General features: G+C 62.5%; 19 protein-coding genes and 1 tRNA gene. 8 read left to right on the top strand and 12 right to left on the bottom strand.

Annotated elements, in window-relative coordinates; all coding sequences use genetic code 11:
• The 5 genes from CFR80_RS20135 to gatC form a co-directional block, all read right to left on the bottom strand.
• On the bottom strand, window positions 1–159 hold a 159-nt coding region (locus tag CFR80_RS20135), incomplete at its 3' end, for an Arm DNA-binding domain-containing protein (RefSeq protein WP_146221611.1).
• Window positions 160–296: 137 nt separating this feature from the next.
• A tRNA-Ser gene (locus CFR80_RS05245) sits at window positions 297–389 on the bottom strand.
• 99 nt (window positions 390–488) lie between these two features.
• Window positions 489–1937, bottom strand: a complete 1449-nt coding sequence (gene gatB, locus CFR80_RS05240) for an Asp-tRNA(Asn)/Glu-tRNA(Gln) amidotransferase subunit GatB (protein WP_010513393.1) — start codon at window positions 1935–1937, stop codon at window positions 489–491.
• On the bottom strand, window positions 1934–3421 hold the full coding sequence (gene gatA / locus CFR80_RS05235) for an Asp-tRNA(Asn)/Glu-tRNA(Gln) amidotransferase subunit GatA (protein WP_010513395.1): 1488 nt from the start codon (window positions 3419–3421) through the stop codon (window positions 1934–1936). Before gatA ends, gatB begins: the two co-directional genes overlap by 4 nt.
• Window position 3422: 1 nt before the next feature.
• Window positions 3423–3710, bottom strand: a complete 288-nt coding sequence (gene gatC / locus CFR80_RS05230) for an Asp-tRNA(Asn)/Glu-tRNA(Gln) amidotransferase subunit GatC (RefSeq protein ID WP_010513396.1) — start codon at window positions 3708–3710, stop codon at window positions 3423–3425.
• Window positions 3711–3785: 75 nt separating this feature from the next.
• Between gatC and ruvX the strand changes: the two genes are divergently transcribed.
• The 3 genes from ruvX to CFR80_RS05215 all read left to right on the top strand — a co-directional run bounded on the left by ruvX (window position 3786) and on the right by CFR80_RS05215 (window position 7115).
• Window positions 3786–4262 (top strand): Holliday junction resolvase RuvX, encoded by a 477-nt coding sequence (gene ruvX, locus CFR80_RS05225; RefSeq protein WP_048856396.1) that lies wholly within the window; start codon window positions 3786–3788, stop codon window positions 4260–4262.
• Between the two features lie 164 nt (window positions 4263–4426).
• A complete protein-coding gene (locus CFR80_RS05220) occupies window positions 4427–5356 on the top strand; it encodes an MIP/aquaporin family protein (RefSeq protein ID WP_010513399.1) in 930 nt (309 codons plus the stop codon).
• A gap of 124 nt (window positions 5357–5480) precedes the next feature.
• A complete protein-coding gene (locus tag CFR80_RS05215; protein WP_010513400.1) occupies window positions 5481–7115 on the top strand; it encodes a dihydroxyacetone kinase subunit DhaK in 1635 nt (544 codons plus the stop codon).
• A 59-nt stretch (window positions 7116–7174) separates the two neighbouring features.
• On the opposite strand, the gene CFR80_RS05210 is transcribed toward CFR80_RS05215, so the two are convergent.
• From CFR80_RS05210 to CFR80_RS05205, 3 genes are all read right to left on the bottom strand, one after another.
• Window positions 7175–7522, bottom strand: coding sequence for a zinc ribbon domain-containing protein YjdM (locus CFR80_RS05210; protein WP_010513401.1), 348 nt, complete (start codon window positions 7520–7522; stop codon window positions 7175–7177).
• A gap of 247 nt (window positions 7523–7769) precedes the next feature.
• Window positions 7770–7916: a hypothetical protein gene (locus CFR80_RS19210; protein ID WP_010513402.1), complete on the bottom strand. Its 147-nt coding sequence runs from the start codon at window positions 7914–7916 to the stop codon at window positions 7770–7772.
• A 431-nt stretch (window positions 7917–8347) separates the two neighbouring features.
• A complete protein-coding gene (locus tag CFR80_RS05205) occupies window positions 8348–9358 on the bottom strand; it encodes an MBL fold metallo-hydrolase (protein ID WP_110507134.1) in 1011 nt (336 codons plus the stop codon).
• 189 nt (window positions 9359–9547) lie between these two features.
• On the opposite strand from CFR80_RS05205, the gene CFR80_RS05200 reads away from it, so the two are divergent.
• Window positions 9548–10078 (top strand): YaiI/YqxD family protein, encoded by a 531-nt coding sequence (locus tag CFR80_RS05200; protein ID WP_010513406.1) that lies wholly within the window; start codon window positions 9548–9550, stop codon window positions 10076–10078.
• Between the two features lie 174 nt (window positions 10079–10252).
• Here the strand turns inward: CFR80_RS05200 and pgm are convergent, their stop codons facing one another.
• Window positions 10253–11920, bottom strand: a complete 1668-nt coding sequence (pgm, locus tag CFR80_RS05195) for a phosphoglucomutase (alpha-D-glucose-1,6-bisphosphate-dependent) (protein WP_010513407.1) — start codon at window positions 11918–11920, stop codon at window positions 10253–10255.
• 295 nt (window positions 11921–12215) lie between these two features.
• Between pgm and CFR80_RS05190 the strand changes: the two genes are divergently transcribed.
• The gene (locus CFR80_RS05190) at window positions 12216–12563 is read left to right on the top strand and encodes a hypothetical protein (protein WP_010513408.1); all 348 of its coding nucleotides are present in this window, start codon (window positions 12216–12218) and stop codon (window positions 12561–12563) included.
• A 26-nt stretch (window positions 12564–12589) separates the two neighbouring features.
• Here the strand turns inward: CFR80_RS05190 and CFR80_RS05185 are convergent, their stop codons facing one another.
• Window positions 12590–13039 (bottom strand): Fur family transcriptional regulator, encoded by a 450-nt coding sequence (locus tag CFR80_RS05185; RefSeq protein WP_010513409.1) that lies wholly within the window; start codon window positions 13037–13039, stop codon window positions 12590–12592.
• A 171-nt stretch (window positions 13040–13210) separates the two neighbouring features.
• Here CFR80_RS05185 and CFR80_RS05180 point away from each other — a divergent pair, with 171 nt between their 5' ends.
• Both CFR80_RS05180 and CFR80_RS19205 read left to right on the top strand, forming a co-directional pair.
• Window positions 13211–13828 carry a hypothetical protein gene (locus CFR80_RS05180; protein WP_258367731.1) on the top strand — a complete coding sequence of 206 codons (618 nt, stop codon included), beginning with the start codon at window positions 13211–13213 and terminating at the stop codon, window positions 13826–13828.
• Window positions 13829–13899: 71 nt separating this feature from the next.
• The gene (locus CFR80_RS19205; protein ID WP_157132898.1) at window positions 13900–14097 is read left to right on the top strand and encodes a hypothetical protein; all 198 of its coding nucleotides are present in this window, start codon (window positions 13900–13902) and stop codon (window positions 14095–14097) included.
• Here the strand turns inward: CFR80_RS19205 and bfr are convergent.
• Entirely contained in the window at window positions 14060–14548 is a 489-nt protein-coding gene (gene bfr, locus CFR80_RS05175; protein WP_010513412.1) for a bacterioferritin, read from the bottom strand. The genes CFR80_RS19205 and bfr overlap by 38 nt on opposite strands.
• Window positions 14549–14690: 142 nt before the next feature.
• Here bfr and mtnK point away from each other — a divergent pair, with 142 nt between their 5' ends.
• The gene (gene mtnK, locus CFR80_RS05170) at window positions 14691–15926 is read left to right on the top strand and encodes an S-methyl-5-thioribose kinase (RefSeq protein ID WP_029329291.1); all 1236 of its coding nucleotides are present in this window, start codon (window positions 14691–14693) and stop codon (window positions 15924–15926) included.
• Window positions 15927–15990: 64 nt separating this feature from the next.
• Here the strand turns inward: mtnK and CFR80_RS05165 are convergent, their stop codons facing one another.
• Window positions 15991–17655 (bottom strand): class I SAM-dependent DNA methyltransferase, encoded by a 1665-nt coding sequence (locus CFR80_RS05165; protein WP_010513414.1) that lies wholly within the window; start codon window positions 17653–17655, stop codon window positions 15991–15993.
• Window positions 17656–17663 lie beyond the last annotated feature (8 nt).

Raw genomic sequence — 17663 nt, 5'->3', positions numbered from 1 at the left:
GCTGCCGAGGCCGATGTCACGCCGCTTGCCGTTTTTCTGGACCCGGCAGACCCAGGATTTGCCACCCCGTGGGCTGATGACGAGATAGAGCCCGTCGCCGTCGCCATAGCGACCCGGCTCCCTGATGGCCTTCACGGTTGTTGCGGAAAGACGTCCCATTTTTATCCCACACTTCTTACCACGCGAGATGTGGGATAGGATGCAATTCCATGCATCAGCATGCAACACGAAATGGCGTGAATTCCGCAGAATTCCGCCATTTTTGGCAGGCTATGACATTGAATAAAAAGGGGAATTGGCGGAGGGGAAGGGATTCGAACCCTCGATACGACTTGACATCGTATAACGGTTTAGCAAACCGCCGCCTTCAGCCACTCGGCCACCCCTCCGCCGAAGAGCGCGCATTATAAGTAACACGGCGTTTGCAGGGCTGCTTTTAGCGTGTTGCTGCAACCCTGCAAAGCCCCAAAATGCGCTAAAGCCCGTTTTTACAGAACTTTTTTCAGGGCCTCATTCACAATGGCCGGATTGGCCTTGCCAGCCATGGCTTTCATCACCTGGCCCACGAAAAATCCGAACAGCCGATCCTTGCCGCCACGGTATTCTTCCACCTTGTCCGCATTGCGCGCCAGAACGTCGGCCACGGCCGCGTCAATCGCACCGGTGTCGGTGACCTGTTTCAGGCCCTTGCGCTCCACGATATCGGCTGCACTGTCGCCGGTTTCCAGCATGTCCTCAAAGACTTCCTTGGCAATCTTGCCATTGATTGTCCCGTCAGCCATGAGATCCAGCATCCCCCCCAGCGCCTGCGCCGAAATCGGGGTGTCCTGAATGCTGCGGCCCGTGCGGTTCAGCGCACCAAACAGGTCACCCGTGACCCAGTTGGCGGCAAGGCGGGCATCGCGGCCCTTCGCCACTTCCTCGTAGTAGTCGGCAATAGCCTGCTCGGCCACCAGCACGCTGGCGTCGTAACGGGGAATGCCATACTGCCTGATAAAACGGTCACGCTTGTCGTCGGGCAGTTCGGGCAGCTCACGCTCGAGTTCATCCACCCATGCCTGCTCCACCACCAGCGGCAGCAGGTCGGGGTCGGGGAAGTAGCGGTAGTCGTGCGCGTCTTCCTTGCTGCGCAGCGAACGGGTTTCGTTGCGTGACGGATCAAAGAGGCGGGTTTCCTGATCGACCTCGCCACCATCTTCCCACACCTCGATCTGGCGCGTGGCCTCGACCTCGATCGCATGCATGACATAGCGAATGGAGTTGACGTTCTTGATCTCGCAGCGCGTACGGAACGGCTCGCCCGCCTTGCGCACCGACACGTTCACGTCAGCACGCATGGACCCTTCCTCCATATTCCCATCGCACGTGCCAAGATAACGCAGGATCTGGCGCAGCTTGCGCAGGTAGGCGCCAGCTTCCTCCGGACTGCGGATATCGGGTTCGCTGACGATTTCCATCAGGGCAACGCCAGCACGGTTCAGGTCAATGAAGGACCGCGTCGGGTCCTGATCATGCATGGACTTGCCTGCATCCTGTTCCATATGCAGGCGCGTGATGCCGATATGGCGCACCGTCCCGTCGCTCAGCTCGATCTCGACCGTGCCTTCGCCCACGATGGGATGGGTGAACTGGCTGATCTGGTAACCGGTCGGCAGATCGGCATAAAAATAGTTCTTGCGATCAAACCGGCTTTCCAGATTGATGCGCGCGCGCAGCCCAAGGCCAGTGCGGATGGCCTGCGCCACGCATTCATGGTTCAGGACCGGCAGCATGCCGGGAAAACCTGCATCAACAAGGCTGACATGGGTATTGGGTTCCCCGCCATAGGAAGCGGAGGCACCAGAAAACAGCTTGGAGTGGCTGATGACCTGCGCGTGGACTTCAAGGCCCACCACGATTTCCCACGTGCCGGTCCGGCCTTCGAGTGTGTAGCTCATTTCGCGCCCTCCGCACGGATGGCAGGCCGGTGGGTGAAGCCCGCCGCATTTTCCAGCGCGCTGCCTGCGGCAAGCAGGGTTTCCTCATCAAACGGACGACCGATCAGCTGCAGGCCGAGCGGCAGACCGGTAGCACCAAGCCCAACGGGCACGGACATGGCGGGCATGCCAGCCATGGATGCCGGCACGGTGAAAATATCGTTCAGGTACATCTGGACCGGATCATCCGTCTTTTCCCCCTGCGCGAACGCGGGCGTCGGCGCCGTGGGGGTCAGCAATACGTCAACCTTCTGGAAACTTTCGGTAAAGTCGCGACGGATCAGGCTACGGACCTTCTGCGCCTTCAGGTAGTAGGCATCGTAGTAACCTGCTGAAAGCACATATGTTCCCATCATGATACGGCGGCGCACCTCGGGGCCAAAGCCCGCGCGACGAGTGGCTTCATACATGGCATCCAGCGTATCGCCAGGTACGCGTTCGCCAAAGCGCAGGCCATCATAACGGGCCAGGTTGGACGAACATTCGGCAGGGGCGACAATATAATAGGTGGCCAGGCCGTATTTTGTGTGGGGCAGGGAGACATCGACAATCTCGCACCCTGCGGCCTTCAGCCATTCGATACCCTGCTGCCATGCCGCCTCGATCTCGGCGGACAGGCCCTCGGCACGGTATTCAGCGGGGATACCGACCTTCAGCCCCTTCAGGCTGCGGCCAACAGCTGCAGAATAATCCGGCACGTCGCAGTTCACGCTGGTGCTGTCACGAGGGTCGAACCCCGCCATGGACTGCAGCATGATCGCGCAGTCGCGCACGCTGCGCGCCATGGGACCTGCCTGATCCAGTGACGAGGCATAGGCAATGGTGCCAAACCGGCTGCACCGACCATAGGTCGGCTTCAGTCCGACAATGCCGCAATAGGCGGCAGGCTGCCGGATTGACCCGCCGGTATCGGTGCCGGTCGCACCCATGGCAAGGCCCGCAGCCACCGCGGCAGCCGAACCACCCGACGACCCGCCGGGTACCAGTTTGGTTTCGGCGTCACCATTGCGCTTCCACGGATTTTCCACCGGGCCGAAAGCGGAGGTGATGTTGGCCGACCCCATCGCGAATTCGTCCAGATTGGTCTTGCCGACAAACACCGCGCCATCACGCAGCAGGTTGGCCGTCACCGTGCTTTCATAGGGGGGCACGAAGTTCTTCAGGATATTGCTGGCCGCCGTGGTCCGCACGCCATGGGTGCAGAACAGGTCCTTGATCCCCAGCGGGATCCCGGTCAGGGGCCTGGCCTCATTTTTCGCCAGCGCCTCATCCGCATGGGATGCGGCCTGCAGCGCCGCATCGGCCGTGGGGGTGATGTAGGCGTTCAGCCGCGGGTTCAGCGCCGTAATGGCGTCCGTATGCGCGCGCACCAGTTCCACGGCGCTGAATTTGCGCGCGCGCAGTCCTGCTGCCGCATCGGCAATTGTCAGTTCGGTCAGGCTCATCTTATTCAACAACCTTGGGCACGGTATAGAAGGGGCCAACGGCATCGGGCGCATTGGACAGCACGGCATCGCGGCAGTTGCCGTCGGTCACCACGTCAGGCCGCGTGCGCAGGGCCGCGTGCCCCGTGCCGACCATGGGGGTGACCCCTTCGACATCGACCTCGTTCAGCTGCTCGACCCAGCCGAGGATCCCGTTAAGCTCCCCTTGCAGGGCAGGAAGATCAGACTCGTCAATACCAATCCGTGCCAGTCTGGCAATGCGGCGGACGGTCGCGGGATCAAGCGACATGAAGCAATAACTTTCCATCGTAACAGGGGAAGAATATCCTGCGGCGCAGGACCGAGAAGGAACATACCCCCGACCATGCCCCTGTTCAACATATGCGATCTGCGCGCGGCCCTGCGCCCCCATCAGCGCCTGCTTGGCCTTGACCCCGGAAAGAAGACGATCGGCATCGCCCTGTCGGATGTGGGGCTGATGCTGGCATCCCCCCATATGGGGCTGAAACGCGGAAAACTGTCGGTCGTGGCGGCCGAAATCAGCCGGATCGCGCGTGCGCAGGACGTGGGGGGACTGGTGGTCGGGCTGCCGCTGTCGCTGGATGGCAGCTTTGGCCCGGCGGCACAGGCGGCGCGGGACTGGACGCTGAACCTGTCGGACATGACGGGACTGCCGGCCGCGATGTGGGATGAACGGCTGTCGTCATCTGCCGTGAACCGGTTCCTGATTTCGGAAGCCGACATGACCCGGCAGCGCCGGGGCGAAGTGGTGGACCAGATGGCGGCGGCCTACATATTACAGGCCGCCCTTGATGCTTCGATCCCACAGGAACAGGTGTAGCCCGATTTCGAATTCGTGATGGCATGACTGGATTGTGCCAAAACCGGACCCGTCAGGTGCGGGGGCTGCTATGGTCGCCCCCATCACCGGCGCGCACCGGAAGCTGACCCTTCCCCCATGCCCATTTACGCCGGCCCCATGTTGCATAAACAAGGACACCGGCCATGCGCCTGCCGCACCTGCATCTGCCTTATCTGCATATTCATGTGCATGACCGACCGCTGGCAGGCGACCCGCACCCGCATAACCCGTTTCACTGGAAACTGTATTTCTGCGAGGCGATCGCCACCGCCATCCTCATGATGCTCGGCCTGAGCGCCGTCATCCTGCTGACCGCACCCGGCAGCCCGTTTTCATGGCCGCTCATGCATCACCCCTACATACAGACCGCACTATGCGGACTGTGCTTCGGCCTGTCGGGCACAGCGGCGGCCATGACACCATTTGGCAAGGTCAGCGGGGCGCATATCAACCCGTCCGTCACGCTGGCATTTTCGCTAGCCAGACGGATCGGGGGGGTCGATGCGCTAAACTACATGATCGCGCAGGTCATTGGCGCCTTCCTTGGCACGGCTGCAGTATATGAGGCAGGCCGGATGATCACATGGTGGGGTCATATGGCCGTGGCTGTACGTTACGGGGCGACCGTGCCATATGGTCACATTTCGATCTGGTGGGCGATGTGGTCGGAAATGTTCGTGACCGCGGCCCTGATCGCCATGCTGTACTGGCTGGCGGCCCACCCGAAATGGAAGTTCATCACACCATGGTCGGGCGGCCTGTTTTTCCTGATCATGAACCCGATTACCGCATGGCTGTCGGGCAACAGCGTCAATTTCGCGCGCACATTGGCGCCCGCTCTGTTCGCGGGGCAGTGGACGGGGCTGTGGATCTATGTGGTTGGCCCCTTCGCGGGGGCATCGCTTGCGGTCATGGCCATTCGCATGAATCTTCTGGGCAAGCTGCACCTGCTGGAGGCACGACTGGTCAATTTCGGCCATCATGGCCGCGTGCCAGGGCTGGATGATCCGCACCGCAAGCTCAATCACCCCGATGATCCCGACCACATTCCCCCCGGCGCAGGCCCGGCCTGACGGGTGGCCCGCATCTGGCGCAACCCACGAATGACATATTCCGTTGTTTTGCTTGGGTGGCATTAACGGCCATAGTCGCCTGCCGCCATGCCCGGCATGGCCCGCCGAGGGAGAAAGCAAACTGATGAAGCGGTTTTTCAACACGCGCGAAACCATTGTCACCGAAGCCCTGGACGGGTTCCTGCGCTCGGCCGCGGGTAGCCACCTGTGCCGGCTGGATGGCTATCCCGATACCTGCGTCGTCATGCAGCGCGAACCCGACCGCACCCAGGTTGCGGTCATTTCGGGCGGTGGGTCCGGGCATGAACCCGCCCATGCCGGGTTTGTTGGCCGTGGCATGCTGACGGCTGCGGTCTGCGGCGCGCTGTTTGCCTCGCCATGTGTTGACGCAATCGTGGCAGCCATCCTTGCCACAACGGGGGATGCAGGCTGCCTGCTGGTGGTCAAGAACTATACGGGAGACCGACTGAATTTCGGCCTGGCCGCAGAACGTGCGCGTGCGCTGGGCAAACAGGTGGAAATGGTGATTGTGGGTGACGACATCGCCCTGCCGGACTCTGCCACACCGCGCGGGGTCGCGGGCACGGTGCTGGCGCACAAGCTGGCGGGATATGGCGCGATGCAGGGCTGGCCGCTGACCCGGGTTGCGGAATTCGTACGCGACGGCGCCAGGCGGATGCGCACAATCGGCCTGGCGCTGGAGGACTGCAATCCCTACGAACCCGATCGCGCCAGCCGCCTGTCCGCCGATCAGGCCGAACTGGGGCTTGGCATTCATGGCGAACCCGGTGCCCAGCGCATTACCCTGGCCCGCGCGGATGACCTGATGCGCACGGCCGCCGACACACTGGAGGCCAGCCTGCCCACGACCGTGCGCAACACCCGCTTCGCACTGGTGCTGAACAATCTGGGCGCGGTTCCGGAAGTGGAGATGGCGCTGCTGCTGGAAGCCTTCAGCCACACGCCACTGGCACGCCGGGTTTCCCACGTCATTGGCCCGGCACCGCTTATGACCGCGCTGGACATGAACGGCTTTTCAATCACGCTGATCGAACTGGACGAAGCCATCACCACGGCGCTGCAGGCCGCGGCACAGCCGCGCGCATGGCCGGGCATCGCCCCGCTGGGCAGCCCCGCGATAGCGCCCATGCCGCCCATGCCCGATGCCTTCCCGTATCCCGCCACGCCCAATCCCGCGCTGCGTGGTGTTCTGGAACGCGGGGCGCAGGTGCTGGTCGCCAATGAAAAGGCGCTGAACGAACTGGATGGCCGGATCGGGGATGGGGATGCAGGCTCCACCTTCGCCGGTGCGGCGCGGGAGATTACGGCGGCACTCGACCGCCTGCCGCTGGCCGACCCGCATCACCTCATGACCACCATCGGCAATATCCTGACCCAGCATGCGGGTGGATCAAGTGGCGTGCTGTTCGCCATCATGTTTTCCGCCGCCGGGCGCAGCCCGGAACCATGGCGGCAGGCATTGCGCGACGGACTGGAACATATGATGGCATGCGGCGGCGCAAAACCGGGCGACCGCACCATGATCGACGCGCTGTATCCCGCGCTGGAAGTCCTTGCCACCGGCGGCGGCCTGCCCGACGTGGCACAGGCCGCGCGCGAAGGCGCAAACTCCACCACCACCATGGCCAGCGCCCGCGCCGGACGTGCCGCCTATGTGCCCAGCGCACAGGTACGCGACGTGCCCGATCCGGGCGCCGAGGCCGTGGCCCGCCTGCTGGAAGGGCTGGCCGCAGGCTGACCGGACAGGGCAGGGGACAGGCCACAGCCGGACCCTGCCCATACCGCAGGGAAGGCCGTTCAGGCCTTCTTCACGAATTCCGATTTCAGGTTGATCGCCCCCACACCGCTGATCTTGCAGGCAATGTTGTGCCCATCCGTTGCATCGACCAGACGAATGCCGCGCACTTTCGTCCCGCCCTTGATGACCGAGGACGCCCCCTTGATCTTCAGGTCCTTGATCACGGTAACACTGTCGCCATCGGCCAGCACATTGCCGTTGGCGTCACGCACTTCAGCCTTACCATCCGTGGACATCCCGGCATCCTCGGGGTTCCATTCATATCCACATTCGGGACAGTTCCACAGGCTTCCGTCGGGATAGACGTGTTCGCACCCGCACTGGGGGCATGTCATGTCAGCTTCCATTATTGTCCTCACTTTCCGGGACCGTGCTGATACAGCACGGATCCCCCCGGAGCAAAGACATGGATCATGCGACAGCACGCTTTCGCGCCCGATCGGCCATAATCAAGCACTTACGAATGGTTCTGGCAGCGTCTTTCCAAAAAGGTGACACCCGCGGATCCGGTAATTTCATCAGTGGGCTGCCTGTTCAACGCCCACAGGCAGGCCATGCGGGGACAGATACATCCACATTGCCTGACATGCGGGTTTACTGCTGCGGCGCGGTGCCGCCGTGCGTACTGACACCGGGACCACCCCCGCCATCCGACCCGCCACCGGCGGGCTTCGGCTTGTCACACCCGGCAAGACAGCCGAGGACGGCCACCATCATCATCATCCGCGCAAGGTTTCGCATTGGTTTTCTCCCCTCCAGCCATTCTGACCTTCAAGCGGGGATAACCGCCGGACCGCCCCACGGTTGCGTGTGAAAACAGGACAGCGCCTGACGAGCAGAGCAACACACGTCATGTCATGCATACGCACGCAGCAACGGTAGCGGTACTGGAAGGAAGGATATTCCATCCGCTGCATCCCGTAATGTCTGGGCAGCCCTTAACGAACCGCCTGTTTTCGGAAAAAACGCTCAACTGCCAGCATGCACAGCAACAACGCGACACCAAATCCTTCGCGGGCATGGTCCATGAGGTAACGCATGACGACCTCCTCCTCTGGCGTATAAGGAGAATAGTGACGCATTTCCTTGCCTGCCGGAAGTAAAAACGCATTATTTTCCCTTCACAATCCTATCGTTCATCCCCTCTGGCCGACATGAATGGAATACCCCCGTCAGCGCCACTGAAGGCGCATGCCCTGTTCCGGCACGATGAAATTCACACCGAGATCCCTGTTCCCCTCCCGCAGTTCAGCAGGGATGACCGAAAGCGGATCCGCGTCCCTGCGCAGGGACGGCTTGATATGTGCCACCAGCACCGGCATCCCGCGCAGCGGCGTATGTGCGGTATCCTGCAACGCCGTCAGTTCCCGCAAAAGCCACCGCGGGGACAGATGCCCCCATAGCTGGCTGTCGGGACGGGTATCATCATATGAACATTCAATCACGATACCCCGCAACCGGTGCGCGCGGACCAGCGGGGCCACTGCCTGCCATATGGCCTGCAGTCGCGTGCCATGTTCAACCGCGTCCGCCCCCGTATCCCCGAAATAAAGCATGGCATCGGTGCCGGACTGAAGCAGGAAGGCTGTTGATTCCACACTGCCGTGACTGAGCGGGAAGGCCGTCACCCGCAATCCCGTATGGGCCAGCGTAACCGGCTGGCCCGCCGCAAGATCCTGATAATGGTAAAGTCCCAGCCGAGGAGGGGGCCCGATATCCCCGTTATTGGGCCATACCGCGCCGTTGAACAGGTCGCGCGAAAGGACCGTGGTGACGGAGGGCAGGGCATAGATGGACTTGGCGCTGTCATCTGGCGAGACCAGCACCAGCCCGGCCACATGGTCCAGATGCGCGTGGCTGATCAGGTAGGCCGCAATGCCATGGTGCAGCACGAACCCCGGCCGGGTTTCCGTCGCATCCGCAGGCAGGCGGGTATCATCCAGCGCCCCACGCTGATCGGCCACCTGCAATCCGTGCAGCACGGTGCCCGCATCACACAGGATCGCCCGCGGGTCGCCTATGGGATGAATCATGTAGGCGCTCAGATTGCCATCCTCCAGACCGCCACGCGCGCCAAGCACCGTAATATCAAAACCCGCCGCCAGCGCCTGTCGTGAACTGGCCCCGGATACAAGACCCGCCACAAGCATCAGACAGGACAGCAGCCTACGGCATGGCGACATCGGACACTCCTTCCTCCGGCACAACCGGATCGGTTTCGTTATGGAAAAGGAACATAGACCGTCTGCCGCGAACTTGCCATCACGGTCGTCCGGGGCATAGGAAAGAGGCATGTCAGCGTATCCCCATCCCGGCCACAACGCCACGTACTGGCCCATGTCCCGCACAGCCCGGCACGACGGAGCAATCCATTGACCCGGATTTTCATTGATGCCGATGCCTGTCCCGTGCGGGACGAGACCTATCGCGTGGCGCTGCGCTACGGGCTGCATACCTATGTCGTGTCAAACCGCATGATTGCGGTACCCGACACGCCACTGATTGAACGGGTGGTGGTGACACAGGGCATGGATGTGGCGGATGACTGGATCGCCGAACATGCCACCACCCATGACATTGTCATTTCCGCCGATATTCCGCTGGCCGCGCGCTGCGTGGCAAACGGGGCCTGCGTGCTGGAACCACGTGGGCGGATACTGGATCAGGATGCGATTGGCATGGCGCTGGCCATGCGCAACCTGATGACGGACCTGCGTGATACCGGCGCGATCATGCAGGGCAGCCGTGGCTTTACCCGCGCCGACCGCTCCACCTTCCTGTCCGCGTTGGACACGGCTGTGGTCAGGGCACGCAGGCAGGCGGCTGGGCACAACCGCAGGCCGCCGGTCATTCCCCCTTCGGCATCAGGGAATGTTCCAGATCAACCATCTGATAAAAAATAAAAGTTTTGGGTATCCCATTTCCAGAAATGGCGGCACCCAAAACTTTTCCATGGCGTGCGGGATAGCCTGCACCCAGACTTTTGCGGCGAGGTTAAAAAAAATGCCGCCTGCCCGTAATGGGCGGCGGCACCAGCTCATGCACCGATCGCGGCGCATGGGCTGCGTATCATAAAATCAGCCAGCCTTTTTCTGGGCTGCCTTGGCGAACAGCGCGGAAATCGCGTCCTGTGCCTCGGTCTGGATGGCCTTGAGGTGCGCCTCGCTCTTGAAGCTTTCAGCGTAGATCTTATAGACGTTTTCCGTGCCCGAGGGGCGGGCGGCAAACCAGCCATTTTCTGCCGAAACCTTCAGCCCGCCAATGGCCGCCCCGTTGCCCGGTGCATTGGTCAGGGTGCTGACGATCGGCTCACCCGCCAGTTCGGTCATGCCGATCTGCTCGGGGGAAAGGGTTTTCAGGATGGCCTTTTGTTCCGGATCGGCCGGGGCGTCGATACGCGCATAGTACGGCGTGCCAAGGCGCTTGGTCATGTCCTCATACGCAGCACCGGGTGTGCGCTTGGTACGGGCCGTGATCTCGGCGGCCAGCAGGCCAAGAATGATACCGTCCTTGTCCGTGCTCCACACCGTGCCTGCACGGCGCAGGAAGGACGCACCAGCACTTTCTTCCCCGCCAAAGCCCAGCGTGCCGTGGTAGAGGCCATCAACAAACCATTTGAACCCGACCGGCACTTCCACCAGCTTGCGGCCGATTTCCTTTGCCACGCGGTCGATCATGCTGCTGCTGACCACCGTCTTGCCCACGCCCGCGCTGGCATTCCAGTTTTCGCGGTTGTTGAACAGGTATTCAATCGCGACGGCAAGATAGTGATTGGGGTTCATGAGCCCGTACTTACCCGACACGATCCCGTGGCGGTCGGCATCGGTATCATTGGCGAAGGCGATGTCGAATTTGTCCTTCATGCCCACCAGACGTGCCATGGCGTAGGGGGAGGAACAGTCCATGCGGATCTGTCCATCCCAGTCAGCGGTCATGAAGCGGAAGGTCGGGTCAACTTCCTTGCTGACGATCGTGGCGTTGATGCCGTATTTGTCAATGATCGGCTGCCAGTAATCCACCGCCGCCCCACCCAGCGGGTCAATGCCGATGGACACGCCGGATTCACGGATGATGTCCATGTCCACCACGGCCGCCAGGTCATTCACATACGGCGTGATGTAATCATGGCGCTTTGTGGTGGGGGCCTTCAGCGCGTCCTCGAACGCAACGCGCTTCACGCCTTCCATGTTCTTGGCCATGTAGTCGTTGGCCGCACTTTCCACCACCTTGGTGATATCGGTATCCGCCGGGCCGCCATGGGTGGGGTTGTACTTATAGCCGCCATCTTCCGGCGGGTTGTGCGACGGCGTAATCACCACGCCATCGGCAAGGCCGCTGCTGCGGTCACGGTTATAGGTCAGGATCGCGTGCGAGATGACCGGCGTGGGGGTATAGCCGTCATGGACGTCGATACGGACCTCCACGCCGTTTGCGGCAAACACTTCCAGCGCGGATTTCAACGCCGGGCGGGACAGCGCATGGGTGTCAATGCCAATGAACAGCGGCCCGGTAATGCCCGCGCCCTTGCGGTAATCGGCAATCGCCTGACTGATCGACAGGATATGGTTTTCATTGAAACTGGTGGTCAGCGACGACCCGCGATGCCCCGACGTACCAAATGCCACGCGCTGTGTCGCAATGGCGGGGTCGGGCTTGCGGGTATAATAGGCGTCAAGCAGGGCATCGATATTGACAAGACGGTCCGGATCGACCGGCTTGCCGGCAAATGGGCTTATGCTGGGCATTGACTGCTCCCGAAATACGATATGAAAAAGCGCATATTCTACAAATTCCCTTACAGGCCGGTACGGGCATCGTCCAGCCGCAAACCGCCGCTCCACCCCACGGGGCGGGGGCGTCGGGCGGCCGGGGGACGGCACACGGGATGGGAAAGGGACTGCATCATGCCGAACACTGGCGCGCGGATTGTTCTGGTGGCATTGAACTATATCAAAATCCGGACCTTTTCCGTTTCCTTACCCGCCATCACGTTCCCGCGCACGGGTTGCGGGACAGGGGCCGCCACGCCATCATATTGTCATGAATACGACCAGCCCGCCCGGCAGCCCCGCGCCGCCAGAAATGGACCCTGAACAGCTGCGCCGGCAACGGCTGGAACGGCTGCTGCGCCGCCTGCCCACGCGGGGGGAACAGGCCATGCGCTGGCTGCTGCAACCGGGCCGGACATGGCTGCGGGCCATTCTGGGATGCCTGCTGATCGCGGGCGGAGTGCTGAGCTTCCTACCGGTTCTGGGGTTGTGGATGCTGCCGCTGGGCCTGATCCTGCTGGCGGAAGACGTGCCCGCCCTGCGCAGGCTGACCGCGCGCATGCTGGAATGGATCGAACGCCGCCATCCACAATGGATGGCCCCGAAATCCACGCCCTGACCACAACATGTCAGGGCGTGGAAAAATTACCCGCGTGAGCGCGGCTTCGCCTTCCTGCGCCCGACAACCGACAGGCGGGTCGTCACCAGGTCATACCCCATCTGCCGCACGATTCCATCGAGCAGGGCATCGAGCTCGGCGTTTTCGAATTCGATGACCTTGCCGGTATCGGCATCGATCAGGTGATAATGGTCGCCATGGTCGCCATCCGCCACCTCGTACCGCGCGCGGCCTCCGCCAAAGTCACGGCGCTGCAGGATGCCGTTTTCTTCAAACAGACGCACGGTGCGGTACACCGTCGCAATTGAAATGCGCGGATCGACTTCTACCGCGCGGCGGTACAGTTCCTCCACATCCGGATGGTCATCACTGTCAGACAGGACGAAGGCAATCGTCCGACGTTGGCCTGTCAGTTTCAGGCCGCGCTGACGACATAGATCCGCCAGAGGAGAATCGGGGGAATTCGGCTCTTTCATCGTTATGTAACGTAATCCAGACAGACCGCTGCGGTCCAGTAGGGATAAGGCGGCACGCACGTCGATTTTAATTGCAAATGATAATCTTTCTCATTATCAGACTCTCACCGACACATTAGGGAGCGGGCTTTGCCAAGGCCCGAGCGGATGATGACCGACACGACAGTTTTCATGAATGATCTTTCGTGCAGCGAACGCCTGCTGGTCTGGTGCGTGCGCCGCCTCAGTGGTGGCGGCGAGGGCGCAGGCTCCATGCCCGGCCTTGCGCTGCCGTGCTTCCGGGCCGATTTTGCCGCCGTGGCCGATGCCTTCCGCATGGCGCTGGGACGGCTGCGCACCTACCAGCTTGCCCCGGTGGATGTGGCGATCTGCAGCGCCACGCATCTGACGGGCACGGAAGGCCGCTTTCTTCTTGCCGCCGCCGCAGCGCAGGAAGGGCGCGAGGCGGAGGTACGCCGTACGCTACGCCCCGTTTTCGCGCACCATCATGTGCTGTCCCCGTTTGCCGCCGCCATCACGCAGCTTGGCGCATGCATGGCGGGCGCCGGCTACTGGCTGCCACGCCGGGGCAGCGGGGGTGGCAGTCCGCAGGCGCAGCGCCTGCGCTGGACATCGCAGGCCGAAACCGAATGGAACGGCGCGTCCTCCGCCACCGCCGTTCCCGGCGTGCCGCAACCCGTGGGGGCGGGCAGCCTTGCCACCATGCGCTGGCATGATGCGGATATGGGAACCGCCCATGTCATGTGGCCAAGGGCCGTAACCGCTGCCGTGCAGACAAGCGGAATGTAGGAAATATATGCAAGGGGAGGGGCGCGACCCGAGCGGTCGCGCATCGCCGCATGATGACAGGATAACCCGCCATGCCATCAACCCGGCTGTCCATGCGCCAGGCCTGCGCATTCATGGAAAACGCGTTCCTTGAACTGCTCGACATCCTTGCATGGCAGGAAGGGGCGGCGCCACCGCCAGCCGCCCGCGCCCATGGGACGACGGGGGCCTGTGGCGCCCACCGGAGCGGGATCAGTCCTGATCGGGGGCAGGGGCCGAGTTCAGCTTGATATACTGCTGGATGCCGACCTGACGGATCAGGTCGAACTGGCGGTCGAGGAAGTCCTCGTGTTCTTCCTCGTTGACCAGGATCTTGAGCAACAGGTCGCGGGAGACGAAGTCGCGCACGCTTTCGCAGTAGGCAATGCCTTCGCGCAGGTCGCCAATGGCCTTTTCCTCAAGCTTCAGGTCGCATTTGAGGATTTCCTCCACATCCTGTCCTACCAGGATCTGGTTGTAGCGCTGCACGTTGGGCAGGCCACCCAGATACAGGATGCGCTCGATCAGCCAGTCGGCGTGGCGCATTTCCTCGATCGATTCCTCGTATTCCTTCTTGCCCAGCAGGGTCACGCCCCAGTGGCGCAGCGTGCGGGCATGCAGGTAATACTGGTTGATGGCCGTCAGCTCGTTCGTCAGCTGCGTGTTCAGGTGTTCGATAACCTTGGGATCCTTGATCGGCATACCGGCGTTCCTCTTCTGTTATGCTTATGGGTTACTGCGCGGTATCCGCGCGTGCAATTATAAAAAAGCATTGCATAACCGCAGCCTGCGCGCGACCCTGCCGCGCCCCGCAGCACGCGGCGCATGGCATGAGGAGAGCCGCATGACCCAGACCACCCCCTACCACACGCTGGACGCACAGGGCATACGCAGCCTGATCGCGGGCCTGCCGGACGTGGCCACGCGCCTTGGCGGCGCGCCCGCGCAGTGGCAGGTGCGCGAGGTCAGTGATGGCAACCTCAACAATGTCTTTCTTGTCAACGGTCCGGTGGGGGAAGTCTGCCTGAAGCAGTCGCTGCCGCATGTGCGCGTGGACCCGTCATGGAAAATGCCGCTGGACCGCACGTTTTTCGAAGCCGCATGGCTGCACGCGGTCCTGCCGCTGGTGGGGGAACTGACGACGGAATGCCTGTATTTCGACCGTGACCTGTATGTTCTGATTGTCGAAAGCCTGTCAGGCCATACCGTTCTGCGCACGGCCCTGATGCAGGGGGCGGACTGGCCCGGTGTCGCGCCACGCATCGGCACCTTCATCGCCCGCGCCGCGTTTGGCACATCGCTTCTGGCCCGCCCGTTCGAAGAGGTGTTCACCACGCGCCGCACCTTTGTCGCCAATCTCGCCCTGACACGCATCACGCTGGATCTTGTGCTGGATGACCCGTACCGTGATCATCCGCGCAACCACTGGCATGACCCCGTGCTGACGCCCATCGTGCTGGACATCCGCTCCAGCGCCGCGACGCTGCTGGCGGTTGAAAACCTGCGGCGGCGTTTCCTGTCGCAACCGCAGGCACTGCTGCATGGCGACCTGCATACCGGTTCGATCATGAGCACGGCGGACGATACCCGCGTCATTGACGGGGAATTCGCGATCTACGGTCCCATCGGGTTCGACTGCGGCATGTTCGTGGGCAATCTGGTGCTGCATTATTTCGCGACACCGGACAGGGCGGCACGAAAGGCCACCGTGCGCGATATCGCGGCATTCTGGAACAGTTTCCATGAACAGTTCATGGGACTGTGGAACGGAAATGAGTCCCCCCCACCGGGCACGCTGCGCCCGCTGGCCTATGGACCGGCGGCGCACGTGGCGCAGCAGGCATTCATGGATGAGATCCTGGGCGACACCATCGGCTTTGCCGGGATCGAGATCATCCGCCGCATCATTGGCTACGCCCACACGGCGGATTTCGACACCATAGCCGACCCGCAGCAGCGCGCGACGTGCCGGGCAGGGGCGCTGTCCTTCGCCTATCACGTGCTGGATCACCTGAGCGAGTTCCACGCCATCAACGATTTCCTGTATTATCTGGATGAGCAGGAATTCGTGGGGCTGTAAAAACGCCGCCTTTTAAAACCAGGGCGACATCCGAAAACTTTTATCCATCTTCATCAATGCGCCATTATGGGTCTTCGGGCGGTTCTCCACCGGGCATAAGCGCCACAAGCTGCGCCATTGATCGACGCAGGTCGGCCTCGATGTCGTGTAACGGCCGGGGTGGGACGGGATGGCGGAAATATCGCGCGAAGGAAATGGCGCAGCCGGTAGCAGTCCGGGTGGTATCCAGCCGGGCATCCGGGTCGTATGGCCGGATCATCTGGCTGAACCAGGCCTGTGGGTCATGTTCCATTCCCACCCGGAATGCGGTCCGTACCGGCGCGCCATCACGGCCGGGACGCGTCACCGTCAGGCTGCGGTACAGGAATTCCCGCCCAGGCAGGAGACATGAAAACGGGGTCCGGCGCATATCCGCCGCCCCGTCCGGCGTGGGGACGTCATGCGCCAGCACCTGCCATGAGACGGGTGCGCCCTCCGCCCCATCGCGCAACAGCATATCCATTGCCGTATCGAGTGTGCAGGCCCGTAGCACGGCGTCGATATGGCGCGGCGTCATCTCGCGCCGTTTTTCTCCCGCGCCAGACAGGGCGCGATGCCACAGCCCTGTCGCATCAACCAGCCGGACCATGCCCCTGTGTGCCGCCGGCCTGTTGTTGTCCAGTATCCATATATAGGTCGCGATACCGGTATTGACGAACATGTCCGTGGGCAGGGCAATGATCGCATCAATCAGGTCGTGTTCCACCAAATACCGTCGAATGGCGGATTCACCGGAATCTGCGCCACCGCCGGTCAATGCCGCACCGTGCGTCACCACTCCAATTCGTGCACCACCTGTACGCGGGCTGCGCATATGGGCCACAAGATGCAGCATGAACAGCATGGACCCGTCCGCCACGCGGGGCAGGCCGGGGGCAAAACGCCCGGCATGCCCCTGCGCATGTTCAGCCTGTATGGCCGCGCGGATATGACGCCAGTCCAGCCCGAAGGGCGGATTGGACAGCATGCGGACAAAACGGCGGCCTGCATGGCCGTCATGGGCCAGGGTGTCACCACAGGCGATCTGCCCCGGGGCGCGTCCGCGCAGCAGCATGTCCGCACGACACAGGGCACAGGCGCGGGGGCTGATTTCCTGACCGAACAGATCCACCGTAATGCCGCGCTGCTGTAACCGGTCCGCAGCCCGTCCCAGCAGTGCGCCCGTTCCGGCAGCGGGGTCATACAGGTTGTGCTGCGCACCCGGACCATCGGGGGCGAAAACCAGATCCACCATCAGGTCCGTGACCTCCGGCGGGGTGAAATGCGCCCCTGTCCGCCGGGGATCGGCGAAATTGTGGACCAGTTCCTCAAACAGCCGCGCCATTGCCTCGGTGCCATGCCGGGCGGGCGACAGGTCAAGCGCGGTAAAATGCGCCGCCAGCGTTCCCAGCAGGCCCGTGCGCGCCAGACGATGGGCAAGAGGCATGACCTCCAGCTGCAATATGATATCGCGCACGGCCGCGGGCAGGCGGCCCGTCAGGCGGTCAAGGCACGCCAGCGGGTCAGGCGCGCGCGCCACGGCATCCAGCCAGCGCGCGGGACGCGCACGCGACAGTTCCAGCCGCCGCAGCATGGTAAACACCAGGATGACCGGCCCGTATTCCGCCGGTTCCATGCCACCACGCAGCAGGTCGGCCACACGCCAGATGGCGGCAGCCGACAGCAGCGGAGGGGGTGGGCCCTCAGCCATCCGTCAGC

The sequence above is a fragment of the Komagataeibacter oboediens genome (assembly GCF_003207815.1).
GTDB lineage: Bacteria > Pseudomonadota > Alphaproteobacteria > Acetobacterales > Acetobacteraceae > Komagataeibacter > Komagataeibacter oboediens.
Note: the sequence above shows the minus strand (reverse complement) of the source record. Positions and strands in the feature narration are given on the sequence as shown.